Annotated in this window: 11 protein-coding genes; 8 read left to right on the top strand and 3 right to left on the bottom strand. The window is 68.1% G+C overall.

The window, feature by feature from the left end:
• Nucleotides 1-35 precede the first annotated feature (35 nt).
• The 4 genes from ACSFBL_RS30370 (at nt 36) to ACSFBL_RS30355 (ending at nt 6,662) form a co-directional block, all read left to right on the top strand.
• Nucleotides 36-1,202: an extracellular catalytic domain type 1 short-chain-length polyhydroxyalkanoate depolymerase gene (locus tag ACSFBL_RS30370; protein ID WP_435519535.1), complete on the top strand. Its 1,167-nt coding sequence runs from the start codon at nt 36-38 to the stop codon at nt 1,200-1,202.
• Nucleotides 1,203-1,336: 134 nt separating this feature from the next.
• Nucleotides 1,337-3,562, top strand: a complete 2,226-nt coding sequence (locus tag ACSFBL_RS30365) for a DUF6600 domain-containing protein (protein ID WP_435519534.1) — start codon at nt 1,337-1,339, stop codon at nt 3,560-3,562.
• A 58-nt stretch (nt 3,563-3,620) separates the two neighbouring features.
• Nucleotides 3,621-4,973: a glutathione-disulfide reductase gene (gene gorA / locus ACSFBL_RS30360; RefSeq protein ID WP_435519533.1), complete on the top strand. Its 1,353-nt coding sequence runs from the start codon at nt 3,621-3,623 to the stop codon at nt 4,971-4,973.
• A 171-nt stretch (nt 4,974-5,144) separates the two neighbouring features.
• Nucleotides 5,145-6,662, top strand: a complete 1,518-nt coding sequence (locus ACSFBL_RS30355) for an AMP nucleosidase (RefSeq protein ID WP_435519532.1) — start codon at nt 5,145-5,147, stop codon at nt 6,660-6,662.
• Nucleotides 6,663-6,751: 89 nt separating this feature from the next.
• On the opposite strand, the gene ACSFBL_RS30350 is transcribed toward ACSFBL_RS30355, so the two are convergent.
• A complete protein-coding gene (locus tag ACSFBL_RS30350; protein ID WP_435519531.1) occupies nt 6,752-7,438 on the bottom strand; it encodes an ArsR/SmtB family transcription factor in 687 nt (228 codons plus the stop codon).
• Nucleotides 7,439-7,489: 51 nt separating this feature from the next.
• On the opposite strand from ACSFBL_RS30350, the gene ACSFBL_RS30345 reads away from it, so the two are divergent.
• Entirely contained in the window at nt 7,490-8,641 is a 1,152-nt protein-coding gene (locus ACSFBL_RS30345) for a cytochrome P450 (protein ID WP_435519530.1), read from the top strand.
• Here the strand turns inward: ACSFBL_RS30345 and ACSFBL_RS30340 are convergent.
• Nucleotides 8,613-9,602 carry a flavin-nucleotide-binding protein gene (locus ACSFBL_RS30340; RefSeq protein ID WP_435519529.1) on the bottom strand — a complete coding sequence of 330 codons (990 nt, stop codon included), beginning with the start codon at nt 9,600-9,602 and terminating at the stop codon, nt 8,613-8,615. The two genes, ACSFBL_RS30345 and ACSFBL_RS30340, sit on opposite strands and share 29 nt — an antisense overlap.
• Nucleotides 9,599-10,243: a glutathione S-transferase family protein gene (locus ACSFBL_RS30335; RefSeq protein ID WP_435519528.1), complete on the bottom strand. Its 645-nt coding sequence runs from the start codon at nt 10,241-10,243 to the stop codon at nt 9,599-9,601. The genes ACSFBL_RS30340 and ACSFBL_RS30335 overlap by 4 nt, the downstream gene beginning before the upstream one ends.
• 109 nt (nt 10,244-10,352) lie before the next feature.
• Here ACSFBL_RS30335 and ACSFBL_RS30330 point away from each other — a divergent pair, with 109 nt between their 5' ends.
• The 3 genes from ACSFBL_RS30330 to ACSFBL_RS30320 all read left to right on the top strand — a co-directional run bounded on the left by ACSFBL_RS30330 (nt 10,353) and on the right by ACSFBL_RS30320 (nt 13,130).
• On the top strand, nt 10,353-11,243 hold the full coding sequence (locus tag ACSFBL_RS30330) for a LysR family transcriptional regulator (protein ID WP_435519527.1): 891 nt from the start codon (nt 10,353-10,355) through the stop codon (nt 11,241-11,243).
• Nucleotides 11,244-11,349: 106 nt separating this feature from the next.
• On the top strand, nt 11,350-12,294 hold the full coding sequence (locus tag ACSFBL_RS30325; protein WP_435519526.1) for an ATP-binding cassette domain-containing protein: 945 nt from the start codon (nt 11,350-11,352) through the stop codon (nt 12,292-12,294).
• A 5-nt stretch (nt 12,295-12,299) separates the two neighbouring features.
• Nucleotides 12,300-13,130, top strand: coding sequence for an ABC transporter permease (locus ACSFBL_RS30320; RefSeq protein WP_435519525.1), 831 nt, complete (start codon nt 12,300-12,302; stop codon nt 13,128-13,130).
• Nucleotides 13,131-13,154 lie beyond the last annotated feature (24 nt).

Below are 13,154 nucleotides of genomic sequence, written 5' to 3'. Positions count from 1 at the left end.
GTTTCCAGCTCCCTTCCATACAACCCAAGGCCACGATGAACCCCCTTTTTGAACGACTGATGCGCCGGGCCACCCGCCTGACGCAGTCCGGCAACCTGCAGGAAGCGACGCGGGCGATCCAGCGTGCGCTGGGCCGATCTGCCGCTGCGCAAGCTGCCGCGGCACGCCCTGGCGAGGCCTCGCCACCGCCAACCCGCGCGGCCAACGAGGACACGCTGGTCATCGACGTCGAATCGCAATTCGTCGAACCGGCGCCCGCGGAGGTGGAGTCCCCTTACGCACCCGTCGTCCCCGCCGCCCCGTCGCCTGCGACGAAAACGGAAACCGGTACAGAGGAGCAGTGGATCGACGGCCTCTTTGCCCACCAGCACCGCTCCATCGCCTACAAGCTCTTCGTACCGGCGAAGGGCGCGGGCACGCCGCGTCCGCTGCTGCTGATGCTCCATGGCTGCACCCAGCATCCGGAGGACTTCGCGGCAGGTACGCAGATGAACCGGCTGGCGCGCGAGCACGGCTTTCTGGTGCTCTACCCGGCGCAGACGCAGCACGCCAATTCGTCGAAATGCTGGAACTGGTTCAAGTCGCAGCACCAGCAGCGCGATCGGGGCGAACCGGCCCTACTGGCGGCGCTCACGCAATCGGTCATCGCCGGCCAGGCGGTCGACCCGACCCGCGTCTACGTCGCGGGGTTGTCCGCCGGGGGCGCGATGGCGGACATCCTCGGGCGCACCCACCCCGACCTCTTCGCCGCGGTGGGTGTCCACTCGGGGCTTCCGAGCGGTTCGGCGAGCGACCTGATGTCCGCACTGGCGGCAATGAACAGCGGCCACACCAAGGGCGCGACACCCGGCCCGACACCGCCGACCATCGTCTTCCACGGCGATGCCGACGCCACGGTCCATCCCCGCAACGGCGACCAGGTGGTGGCGGCCGTGCTCGCGGGGCGGGCGGACGGTGTCGCGCCCAACGTGCAGGAAGCCAGCGGCACATCGGCCCGCGGCCGCGCCTTCACCCGCCGTACCTACGGAGGTGCCGAAGGCCACCCGGTCATCGAGCACTGGGTGCTGCACGGCGCCGGCCATGCCTGGGCCGGCGGCAGTCCTCAGGGCTCGTATACCGACCCGTCGGGACCGGATGCCAGCGCCGAGATGTTGCGCTTCTTCCTCCTGCACGCGAATCCGGCCCCCGCCACCGTTCAGTAGGCGGCCCACACCGGCGCAAGCGCCGGGCTTACACGTCGTTGCCTCCCACGCGAGATATTTGCCTTGCTTTGCAAGGCGGATGCCAGCGCGGAACCCTCGTTGCGCGTTGTATCCGACATGACGAAGGAACAACCATGAGACAAGGCAAGTCCCCGCTCCCCGGCCGCGCGGCCGCCTGGCTGTTGGGTTTCGCGCTGCTCCTGACAGGGCTGCAGGCCGCCGCCCAGCAGGACCCGCCGGGCCGCGTCGGCCGGCTCAACTTCCACCAGGGCGCGGTGAGCTTCTCGCCGGCCGGCGAGGACAGCTGGTACGAGGTCGTGCCGAACCGGCCGCTCACCACCGGCGACCGGCTCTGGACGGATCGCAACGCGCGCGCCGAGTTGTACGTCGGCTCCTCCGCGATCCGGCTCGACGACCAGACCAGCATCACACTGTCCGAGATCGACGACGACACCGCACGCATCACCGCCTCGCAAGGCAGCGTGCAGGTGCGCGTGCGTGAAGCACTCGCCGGCCAGCGCTTTGAGGTCGATACAGGCAACCTCGCCGTCGTCATCGATGCGCCGGGCGACTACCGCATCGAGACGGATGCGGCCCAGGGCACGACGCGGGTCGCGGTCGCGGCCGGCAACGTCACGCTGTACGGCGAAGGCGGCGAAACCATGCCGTTGGGGGCGAACCAGCAGATCACGACATCCGGCCGGAATCTCGCGGCGGCGAACGGCGCGCCCGTTCGTCCGGCCGGCGAATTCGATCGCTGGGTCGCGGAGCGTGACCGCGTCGAAGACCAATCGGTTTCCGCACGCTACGTCTCGCGCGACGTGGTCGGCTACCAGCAGCTCGACGCGTACGGCGACTGGCAGAACGATCCCAACTACGGCAACGTCTGGTACCCCCGCGGTGTCGATGCCGAATGGGCGCCCTACCAGGACGGCCAATGGGTCGACGTCGCCCCGTGGGGCTGGACGTGGATCGATGCCGCGCCCTGGGGCTTTGCGCCAGCGCACTATGGACGCTGGGCGCGCATCGGCCCGCGCTGGGGCTGGGTGCCCGGTCGGCCGCACGCACGGCCGATCTACTCGCCCGCGGTCGTCGGCTTCGTCGGCGGCGGCGCGAACCCCAACCTGATTCCGGGCGGCCGGCACGGCGTGGGCTGGTTCCCGCTCGCTCCCGGCGAGACGTGGCGTCCGGGTTACCAGGCCAGCCAGCGCTACATCGACGAGGCCAACCGCGCCGCCGCGATGCAACGACGAGGCGGACGCACCGGCTATGCCAACGCGCTGATGCCCGGCGCCGTCACCGTCGTCCCGACTGATCTCTTCGGCCGCGGTCCGATTGCAAGGCGCGACGTCATCCGCGTGCCGCCGGACCGGATCGGGAGCGTGCCGGTCGGCATGGGTGCACCGATCCCGCTGCGCGGCGATCAAGGCCGCGCTGCATTCGGTCGGCCTGCGGCCATGCTCCCGCCGGCCGCGTTGCAGGCCCGGCAGTTTCAACAGGTCCAGCAGATGCAACAAGCGCAGCAGCAGATGCAGCAAGGGCAGCGGCAACAGTTCGAAGCCCAGCAGCGCGCCATGGGCCAGGCCGTGCAAGCCCAGCAGGCGCAGCAGTTCCAGCAGGTCCAACGCCAGCAACAGGAAGTTCAGCAGCGCGCTGCCGCCCAGGTACAACAGGCACAGCAACTCCAGCAGGCGCAGCGGCAGCAGCAGGAAGTCCAGCAACGCGCCGCGGCCCAGGCGATGCAGGCGCAACAGGCGCAACAGGCGCAGCAATTCCAGCAAGCTCAACGCCAGCAGCAGGAGGTCCAGCAGCGCGCGGCGGCCCAGGCGGCGCAGGTTCAACATGCGCAGCAACTGCAGATGCAGGCGCAGCGGCAGCAGCAGGAAATCCAGCAACGTGCGGCGGCCCAGGCCGCGCAAGCTCAACAGGCACAGCAGGCACAGCAAGTCCAGATGCAGGCGCAGCGACAGCAGCAGGAAATGCAGCAGCGTGCGGCGGCCCAGGCAGCGCAGGCTCAACAAGGGCAGCAGTTGCAGCAGCAACAGCAGCAGGCCATGCGCCAGCAACAGGAAATGCAGCAACGCGCCGCCCAGGCCCAGGCGCAACAGATGCAGCAAATGCAGCAGCAACAGGCCTTGCGCGCCCAGCAGCAAATGCAGGCGCAACAGCAGATGCAGGCACAGCAGCAACAGATGCTGCAGGCCCAGCAGATGCAGCAGCAGCAGGCGGCCCGGCAGGCGCAGGAGGTGCAGCAACGCATGATGCAGGCGCAACAGCAGCGCGCGGCCGATGCGCGGATGCCGCAGCGCGGCGGCATCCCGGGACAGCGGGATCCGAACCAGCAGCCTGATCGGCCGTAGGGTTCCGCGCGCAGCGGCTTCTCCTCCCGCCGGCTACAGTCGGCGCGAAGGAGTTCCCATGCGCACATTCGACTTCGACCTTTTCGTGATCGGCGGCGGAAGCGGCGGGGTGCGGGCGGCGCGCATGGCGGCCCAGCGCGGCGCACGCGTCGGGCTGGCCGAGTGCGCCGAGCTCGGCGGCACCTGCGTCAACGTCGGCTGCATTCCCAAGAAGCTCTACAGCTACGCAGCCAGCTATGCGGAATCCTTCGAGGAAGCCGCGGGATTCGGGTGGCAGGTCGGCGAGCCCCGCTTCGACTGGGCGCGCCTCAAGGCCAACCGGGCGCGCGAGATCACGCGGCTCAACGGCGTCTACCAGAGCCTGCTCGAGGGCGCGGGCGTCCAGCTCATCCAGGGGTGGGCGCAACTCAGGGACGCGCATTGCGTGCAGGTCGGCGAGAAGCACTTCACCGCGCAGCACGTGCTTATCGCGACGGGCGGCATGCCCTTCGTGCCCGAGATCGCCGGTCGCGAACTCGGCATCGTCTCCGACGCGATGTTCGATCTCGATCCGTTTCCGAAGCGCTTGCTGGTGGTCGGCGGCGGCTACATCGCCTGCGAGTTCGCATCGATCTTCAACGGACTGGGCGCGAAGGTCACGCAGGTGCAGCGAAGCGCGCACCTGTTGAACGAGTTCGACGAGGACGTTCGCCAGTTCGTCGCCAGGGAAATGACGCGCACCGGCATCGACATCCGGTTCAATGCGGAAATCAGCATGGTGACGCGCCTGGAGAGCGGCCTGTGCGCCCTGCTCTCGCGCGGCCAGCGCGTCGAGGCCGACACCATCCTCTTCGCGACCGGCCGCGTTCCCAATACCGAAGGCATGGGCCTCGAAGCCGCGGGCGTGGAACTGGACGCGCGGGGCGGCGTGATCGTCGACGCGCACTACCGCAGCTCGGTGCCCTCGATCTTCGCAGTAGGGGATGTCTCCACCCGGCAGCAGCTCACGCCCGTGGCGCTGGCCGAGGCCATGGTGGTGGTCGACACGCTCTTCGGCAAGGGCAAGAAGCAGCTCGACTACCAGTACACGCCAACCGCCGTGTTCACCCATCCGAACATCGGTACCTGCGGCTACACCGAGGCCGAGGCGCGCATGAAGCTGGGCAAGGTCACGATCTTTTCGAGCGAGTTCCGCGCGCTGCGCCACACGCTGTCGGAGAGCAAGGAACGCACGTTCATGAAACTGATCGTCGACAAGGCCAGCGACCGCGTGGTCGGCCTGCACATGGTGGGGCCCGATGCGGGCGAGATCGTGCAGGGCTTTGCGGTCGCGATGCGCTGCGGGGCGACGAAGGCGGACTTCGACGGGACCATCGGGATCCATCCGACGGTGGCGGAGGAGTTTGTGACGATGCGCGAACCCATGCCGTGACCTGGCTCGCCCCCAGGCTTGCTCACTTCGTGTAGCCGCCTACCCCCTGCCGGGGGCAACACCGGCGGACCGGCGGAGCCGGATCCGCGGTGTTTCACGAATGCGGCCGGGCTTCGCCGGCCGTCTTCGGGTCGTCTTATTGGGGCAACGGTGGGTGCGCCACAATGGCTTATGCCTTACATGCCCGCCTTTATTGCGCCCGCCCGATTTACGGATCCTGATGCTGCCCTGGAGCAGGTTCGACTGATCTACAACGGGGGGTTGCAGCACCTTCGGGAAGCGATGCAGCGGTTTGTGGCCGGGGAAAGCCTGCCGGGCCGGGTCCGGGCGTGTTATCCGTTCGTGCGGGTGCACACGCACACGGTTTCGCGGAGCACGCCGGTTGCCAATGCGGGGTTGAGCTACGGGTTCGTTTCGGGGCCGGGGCGGTATGAGACAACGCTGACGCGGCCGGATCTGTTTCTGCGGTACTACCGCGAGCAGTTCAGGCTGCTGCTTGAGAATCATCGGGTCGAGCTGGAGATCGGGACCAGCACGCAGCCGATTCCGATTCACTTCTCGTTTGCCGAGAACGATCACATCGAAGGCACGATGTCGGCGGAGCGGCGCGCGTTGATGCGCGATGTGTTCGACCTGCCCGATCTCGGGGCGATGGACGACGGCATTGCCAATGGCACCTTCGAGGCCAAGCCGGGCGAGGCGCAGCCGCTGTCGTTGTTCACCGCGGCGCGGGTCGACTATTCGCTGCACCGGCTGCGGCACTACAGCGGCACGGCGCCGGAGTGGTTTCAGAACTTCGTGCTGTTCACCAATTACCAGTTCTACATCGACGAATTCGTGCGGCTCGGGCACGAGGCGATGACGGACGAGAACAGCGAGTACATCGCCTTCATCGAGCCGGGCAACGTCGTGACCCGACGGCGTGGGCTGGCCGCGGGGTCGAGCGAGTTGTACGGCGAACTGCTCGACGGCACGCAGGGCACGCCGCCGCCGCGCCTGCCGCAGATGCCGGCGTATCACCTGGTTCGCGAGGACTGCACGGGCATCACCATGGTCAACATCGGCGTCGGCCCGGCCAATGCGAAGACCATCACCGACCACGTCGCGGTGCTGCGGCCCCATGCCTGGATGATGCTCGGCCACTGCGCTGGCTTGCGGCAGGGGCAGCAGCTCGGCGACTACGTGCTGGCACATGCCTATGTGCGCGAGGACCACGTGCTGGACGAGGAGCTTCCGCTGTGGGTGCCGATCCCGGCCCTGTCGGAGATCCAGCTCGCGCTCGAAAAGGCGGTGGCCGAAGTCACGGGCACGCAAGGCACGGAACTCAAGAAGATCATGCGCACGGGCACCGTCGCCAGCACCGACAACCGCAACTGGGAACTGCTGCCGGGCAACCAGCCGCAGCGGCGCTTCAGCCAGAGCCGTGCCGTCGCCCTGGACATGGAGAGCGCCACCATCGCCGCCAACGGCTTCCGCTTCCGCGTGCCCTACGGCACCCTGCTGTGCGTGAGCGACAAGCCGCTGCACGGGGAGATCAAGCTGCCCGGCATGGCGAACCAGTTCTATCGCGAGCGCGTCGAGCAGCACCTGCGCATCGGCATGGCCGCGATCGAGATCCTGCGGCAGGAAGGCTCGAGCCGTCTCCACAGCCGCAAGCTCCGCAGTTTTGCCGAAGTCGCGTTTCAGTAGGCTCTCCCCCAGCCTCGCCCACTTCGTGTGGCTCTGCACCCCCTTCCGGGGGCAACCCCTACGGACCGGCTGAGCCGGTTCCGTGGGGCTTACGCGTTGAAGAGCTCGGGCATTTCTCGCTGCGCTTTGGGTGTCAGTGCGAGCGCCCGACCGTCCAGGTCTTGCTTTACCCAGCCGCGGCGTAGGGAGAGTTGCAACCACGCGGCGCCGAGTGCGCCGCCGAGGTGCGGTCGGCGTTCGCTCCAGTCGAGGCATGCGCAGGCAAAACGGCGGCGTGTGTTGCGGGCATCCTCCACATCGATGCCCAGGCTTTCGAGTGCGACGGCGCCCTCGGGCGTGAGGTCGTATTCGCCCTCCGACACTTCCTGAAGCCAGCCTTGTGCATGCAATCGGTCATGCAGCGCGACACCGGCGGTGCCGGCCATGTGGTCGTAGCAGGTGCGCGCGGAGCGCAGGCGGCTCGGGGTGTTGGGGCGGAATTCGCTGCGTGGGGCACCGGCGACCACCAGCAGGCCTTCGAGCGCGGCGGCGACTTCGCTGCCGGCGAGGCGGAAGTAGCGGTGCTTGCCCTGCGCGACGGCGTCGACGAGTCGCTGTTCCTTGAGGCGCGCGAGATGTGCGCTGGCGGTCGAGGCGGCGACTTCGGCGACCGCGGCCAGTTCCGTGGCGGTGCGGGCGTGTCCGTCGAGCAGGCAGCAGAGCATGCGGGCGCGCGCGGGTTCCGCAATCGCGCCGGCCACGCGTGCGAGGTGGGTGTCAGCGGTTGGTGCATCCATACTTCGATGGTAAACGAAGTGTGCGTGTTGGAGAAGCACCAGACTGGCGGCATGAAACACATGGATCCACCGGTCGATGCGGTCGCCGCTGTGACGCATTGCAATCCCTATCCCTGGTACGCGGCATTGCGCAATGGCCCGGCACTGGTTCGCGACGAGCGCCTGCGCGTGTGGGTCGCCAGCCGCGCGGACGTCGTGCGCGACGCGCTGGCGAACGACGCGCTGCGCGTACGCCCTCCGTTGGAACCCGTCCCGGCCGCCATCGTCGGCACGCCCGTCGGTGAAGTGTTCGGCCGGCTTGTTCGCATGAACGACGGGGCGCCGCATGCGGCTCACAAACCGATCCTGCAAGGCGCGCTTGCAGGACTCGATCTCCGCGTCGCGCACGCCGCTGCGCTGGAGGTCGCCGGGAGCATGTCGGTCGATTCGCTGTCAGACACCTGCCTTGCGTTGCCGGTGCGCTGCGTTGCCCATCTGCTCGGTTTCGTGGACGACGAGTTGCCGCGCATATCTGAGTGGATGCGCGACTTCGTGGCCTGTCTGTCCCCTTTGTCGACCGCCGCCCAACTTGATGAAGCGAGCGACGCCGCTTCCGCCCTGATGGCGCGCTTCGAGGAACTGATCGCTTTCCGCCCCGGGCGCCACGGCACTCTGCTAGCGGCGGTGCAGGCGCAGGCGCCTGCCGATCGCTCGCGCGCACTGCTGGCGAATCTCGTCGGCCTGCTGTCGCAGACCTGCGAAGCCACCGCCGGCCTCCTGGGCAACAGCCTGGTGGCGCTGGCGCGCGAACCGGCGCTGCGCCGACGGCTCGACTCGCACTGGGAGCTGCTGCCTGCGCTGGTGGACGAAGTGGCCCGGCACGATCCATCGATCCAGAACACGCGCCGCTTCGTCGCGCGCTCTACGGCCATCGCCGAGACCGAACTCGCACCGGGCGATGTCGTGCTGCTGGTCCTCGGTGCCGCCAACCGCGATCCCTCGCTCAACCCGGCGCCGGCGACCTTCGAGCTGATGCGTGCCGAGCGCCGCACGCTGGGCTTCGGCCATGGCTCGCACGCCTGTCCCGGGCAGGCGCTGGCCTGCACCGTTGCGGCGGCCGGCCTCCAAGCGCTCCTCTCGCGTGGCATCGCCACCGACGCACTGCTGGAACGCGGCTGGGGCTATCGGCCGTCCGTCAATGCGCGGATTCCGACCTTCCATTGACCGCGGGCCAGCGCCCGGTCGCCAGGAGGAATGGCGACAGTTCCGCGGGGCTCCAGCGCAGCGGGAGCGCCGCCGGCCTGTGGATGGCGGACACGACCTGCATTCGCAGCAGGCGCTCCGCACCGGCGAACGCGGCGACTTCGGGCCCGTCCCAGATCGTTTCGGCCGTTACCGCGAGTTGGAGCAGGTCGCCGGTTTCGAAATCGATGAACAGCAGCCCCGCACGCGGGTACACGGCAATGTTGCCCAACGTCGCGAAGAACGAGTTGCCGACAAAATCCGGCACGGTCAGCGTGCCATCGCCCGTCACGCGCACGAAACCCGGCCGGCCGCCTCGATGCGAAACGTCGACACCGTGCGCCGTGGCGGCGTCACCAGCCGCGGGATGCGCCGTGGCGATAAAGAAGGTGTCGGCATTGCTCACCATCCGCCGTGCCGCGTCGTCCAGCCGATCGCTGCGCCGGGCGCTCGACGTCGCCTGAACAGCGCCCACGAAGACCGGTTCGCGCGCCTGGATGTACTTCGGGCAATTGCCGAAGCTCTGCTGGACCTCGACCGAGAAACCGCGCGCGTCGTCCTGGTCGATCACGCCATTCATCCGGTTGCGACGCCCCGTTTGCGGTTCGATGCCGAGGAGCCCGATCGGTGCACCGGGGCGGAGCGCCGCCGCGAACGGATCCTCGGCCGGCGGGCGAGCATCGATTCGCAGATAGTGCTCGTCGGGCGAGTGCGCAAAGCCGGGTGGCGCCGCCAGCACGCTTGCCCAGGGCTGGTTCGTTGCATCGAGACCGCCCGCGACAAGGAAGGGCAGCTGCGCAAAGAAGAGGCGGTGCTGGTCCGGCATGTAGTCGCGGATCACGCGCGGCCCGATCATCGCCATGCGCTCGCGGACGCCCGCGAGCGACTGCATGGCGAGTTCGCCCTCATGCCAGGGCGATGCCAAGGCGTTGGAGGCATTCATGCTGCAAGCCCGATGCACGAAGGTGCCATCGGCACGAAGCCCGGCAGCGCCTCGACGCGAGCCAGCCATTCGCGCACGCGGGGATAGGCCTCGAGCGAGACATTCCCCTCCGGCGCGTGCGCCACATAGGTGTAGTTGGCAATGTCGGCCAGCGTGGCCGACGAGCCGGCGAGGAACGGACGTTGCGACAGCTCGCCCTCCATGACGCGCAGGAGGTCATGGGTGCGTGCGATGACATCGGTTGCATCGCGCGCCTGCTTGAAGAGCACGATGACACGTGCCACCGAGGGGCCCGATGCAAGCTGCCCGGCGGCCACCGACAGCCAGCGCTGCACCTGCGCCGCGCCAACGGGATCACGCGGGTACCAGCGCGAAGGGTCGTCGGCGTAGCGTTCGTTCAGATAGACCAGGATCGCGTTCGAATCGGCCAGGACCGTGTCGCCGTCCTCGATCACCGGCACCTGGCCGAAGGCATTGCGGCGCAGGAATTCCGGCGTGCGGTGCTCCCCGGCGCCCAGATCGGTCTCCGCGGTTTCGAAGGGCAGGCCGAGGAGGGACAAGAAGAGCCTGACCCGGTGCGAGTGACCGGAGATGGACGAGCTGTAGACCTTGATGGGTTGCGCGGGGCGGACGGCTGTCATGCGAATCTCCTGCTGCGTTGTGGGCAATGCCCGATTCTCGTGACATGCCGCCGATGAAGTAATGGCTTCGAATGCAGTGGACTCCTGCGTTTTCCGGTTTAATCGCCGGATGGATCGCCTTAAAGCCATGCAGACCTTCGTGCAGATCGCCGACCAGGGCAGCCTCACGAAAGCGGCCGACGCGCTCGACACCTCGCTCCCGGCGGTGGTGCGCTCGCTCGCCGCACTCGAGGCCCACCTGGGCGTTCGGCTGTTCCATCGCACCACCCGGCGAATCTCGCTCACCGAGGAGGGTCGCAGCTATCTGCGGAGCGCACGCGAGGTGCTGGCGGCGGCCGACGCCGCGGACCGGGCGCTCACCGCCGATGCAGCCGAGCCCGCGGGGCAACTCACCGTCACCGCGCCCGTGCTGTTCGGCCACATGTACGTGTCGCCGGCGATCGTCAGGTTTCTCCAGCGTCACGACAAGATGCGCTGCAGCGTGCTGCTGCACGACCGCAACGTGAACCTGCTGGAAGAAGGCATCGACGTGGGCATCCGCATCGGTGCGCTGGACGACTCGTCGTTGGTCGCCCAGCAGCTCGGCAGCATCCGCCGCGTGGTGGTGGCGAGCCCTGGCTTTCTGCGGGCGCACGGCACGCCGCGGCATCCGCGCGAACTGCTCGATGTCAACTGCGTGCGCATCCATCCCGGCGGCACGCCGCACTGGCACTTCCGCGACCAGGGCCGTCCTCTTGCGATCGCGCCGCGGGGCAACCTGGAGTTCAACCACATCGCACCGGCCGTCGAGGCTTGCGCGGCGGGCATGGGATTCGGCATGTTCTTCTCCTACCAGGTGCTGCCGCTGGTGGCGCAGGGGCGGCTCGCGATCGTGCTCAATGCCTTCGAGCTTCCGCCGCGGCCGGTGAGCGTGATCTATCCGCACGCTCGCTTGCTGCCTGCCCGCACGCGTGCCTTCATCGACTGGATGAAGGCCGAGTTCGCCGGATTGGAGGTTTAGATCGCCCCCGGGCTCGCGCACTTCGTGTCGCTCTCCACCCCCGTCCGGGGGCAACCCCTGCGGCCCGGCTGAGCCGGTTCCGCGGGGTTCCTGGCCCTTCGTTCTCATGCGCCACAATGGTTTGGTGAGCGCGCCCCTCCTTCACGCCAGCCATCTTCACAAGCGCTACGGTGACACCACCGTGGTCGATGACTTGTCCTTCGAGATCGCGCCGGGCGAATGCCTCGGCGTGATCGGGCCCAATGGGGCCGGCAAGACCACCACCATCCGGATGTGCCTCGGCCTGACCACGCCCGACGGCGGGACGATCGAGGCGCTGGGCGGTCTCTCGATGCCGCACGATGCGCGCGCCATCAAGGCGCAGCTCGGCGTGGTGAGCCAGTTCGACACGCTCGACCCCGACTTCTCCTGCGCGGAGAACCTGATGGTGTATGCGCGCTACTTCGGCATGCGCCGCGCCGAGATCGCGCCGCGCATTCCGCAACTGCTGGAGTTCGCGGCGCTCTCGCACAAGGCCGACGCCAAGCCCGGTGAACTCTCCGGCGGCATGCGGCGGCGGCTCTCGCTCGCGCGTGCGCTGGTCAACGACCCGAAGCTGCTGATGCTCGACGAACCCACCACCGGGCTCGATCCGCAGGCCCGGCATCTCATGTGGGAACGGCTGCAGGTGCTGCTGCAACAGGGCAAGTCGATCCTGCTGACGACGCACTTCATGGACGAGGCCGAGCGCCTGTGCTCGCGCCTGCTGGTGCTGGACCACGGCCGCAAGATCGCCGAAGGCCGCCCGCGCGACCTGATTGCCGAGTACCTGGAGCCCGACGTGGTCGAGCTCTACGGCAACGGTGCGCTCGAACTGGCGCAGTCGCCGCTGAAGGACTTTGCCGCGCGCGTGGAGGTCAGCGGCGAGACGGTGTTCTTCTACACGCAGGATGCGCGCGGGCTGATGGCGGCGCTGGGTGACCGCAGCGGTTTGCGCACCTTCCATCGCCCGGCCAACCTGGAGGACCTGTTCCTCAAACTCACGGGCCGCCAGATCAGAGAGGACGGTTGAATCACATGTCGAGCCTGGCTTCTTCGTCTGCCGCACTACCGACGCGCTCGGTCTGGCGCCCGCCCGAACTCTCGATGCGCTGGTGGCCTGTGTTCTTGCGCAACCTGCTGGTGTGGCGCAAGCTCGCGATCCCGAGCCTGATCGGCAACATCGCGGAGCCGCTGATCTGGCTCGTGGCCTTCGGCTACGGCATGGGCGCGCTGGTGGGCGAGGTGCAGGTCGACGGCACCAGCGTGCCCTACATCCTCTTCCTCGCGAGCGGCTCGGTCTGCATGAGCGCGATGAATGCGGCCTCCTTCGAGGCGCTGTATTCGGCCTTCTCGCGCATGCACGTGCAGAAGACCTGGGACGGCATCATGAACGCACCGGTCGGGCTCGACGACGTGGTGCTGGCGGAGATGCTCTGGGCGGGCTTCAAGGCGATCTTCACGACCACCGCGATCCTGTTCGTGATGCTCGGGCTCGGCATCAGCCACACGCCGAAGCTCTTCATCGCGTGGTTCGTGCTGGTGGGCGTCGGCATCACCTTCTCGTGCATCGCGCTGATCTTCAACGCGCTGGCGAAGGGCTACGACTTCTTCACCTACTACTTCACGCTCTTCATGACGCCGATGATGTTCCTGTCGGGCGTGTTCTTCCCGCTCGATCAGTTGCCGGGCGTGGTGCGCGCGGTTTCCGCGTGGCTGCCGCTGACCAATGCGGTGGCGCTGGTGCGGCCGCTGTTCATGGACCAATGGCCGCCTGACTGGTGGCGGCACGCGCTGGTGCTGGTGGTGTACACCGTTGCCGCGTACTGGCTTGCGCTCGGGGTGACGCGGAAGCGCTTTCGGGCCTGAGGCCGCGCTTGTCCCGCGCGTGAC

The sequence above is a fragment of the Variovorax glacialis genome, from assembly GCF_051216375.1.
In the GTDB taxonomy this organism is placed as follows: domain Bacteria; phylum Pseudomonadota; class Gammaproteobacteria; order Burkholderiales; family Burkholderiaceae_C; genus Variovorax.
Note: the sequence above shows the minus strand (reverse complement) of the source record. Positions and strands in the feature narration are given on the sequence as shown.

What these genes read in the sequence shown, in the direction of transcription:
- ACSFBL_RS30370 (WP_435519535.1), top strand. Translation starts at nt 36, where the DNA reads ATGAACCCCCTTTTTGAACGACTGATGCGCCGGGCCACCCGCCTGACG.
- ACSFBL_RS30365 (WP_435519534.1), top strand. Translation starts at nt 1,337, where the DNA reads ATGAGACAAGGCAAGTCCCCGCTCCCCGGCCGCGCGGCCGCCTGGCTG.
- gorA (WP_435519533.1), top strand. Translation starts at nt 3,621, where the DNA reads ATGCGCACATTCGACTTCGACCTTTTCGTGATCGGCGGCGGAAGCGGC.
- ACSFBL_RS30355 (WP_435519532.1), top strand. Translation starts at nt 5,145, where the DNA reads ATGCCTTACATGCCCGCCTTTATTGCGCCCGCCCGATTTACGGATCCT.
- ACSFBL_RS30350 (WP_435519531.1), bottom strand. Translation starts at nt 7,438, where the DNA reads ATGGATGCACCAACCGCTGACACCCACCTCGCACGCGTGGCCGGCGCG.
- ACSFBL_RS30345 (WP_435519530.1), top strand. Translation starts at nt 7,490, where the DNA reads ATGAAACACATGGATCCACCGGTCGATGCGGTCGCCGCTGTGACGCAT.
- ACSFBL_RS30340 (WP_435519529.1), bottom strand. Translation starts at nt 9,602, where the DNA reads ATGAATGCCTCCAACGCCTTGGCATCGCCCTGGCATGAGGGCGAACTC.
- ACSFBL_RS30335 (WP_435519528.1), bottom strand. Translation starts at nt 10,243, where the DNA reads ATGACAGCCGTCCGCCCCGCGCAACCCATCAAGGTCTACAGCTCGTCC.
- ACSFBL_RS30330 (WP_435519527.1), top strand. Translation starts at nt 10,353, where the DNA reads ATGGATCGCCTTAAAGCCATGCAGACCTTCGTGCAGATCGCCGACCAG.
- ACSFBL_RS30325 (WP_435519526.1), top strand. Translation starts at nt 11,350, where the DNA reads ATGCGCCACAATGGTTTGGTGAGCGCGCCCCTCCTTCACGCCAGCCAT.
- ACSFBL_RS30320 (WP_435519525.1), top strand. Translation starts at nt 12,300, where the DNA reads ATGTCGAGCCTGGCTTCTTCGTCTGCCGCACTACCGACGCGCTCGGTC.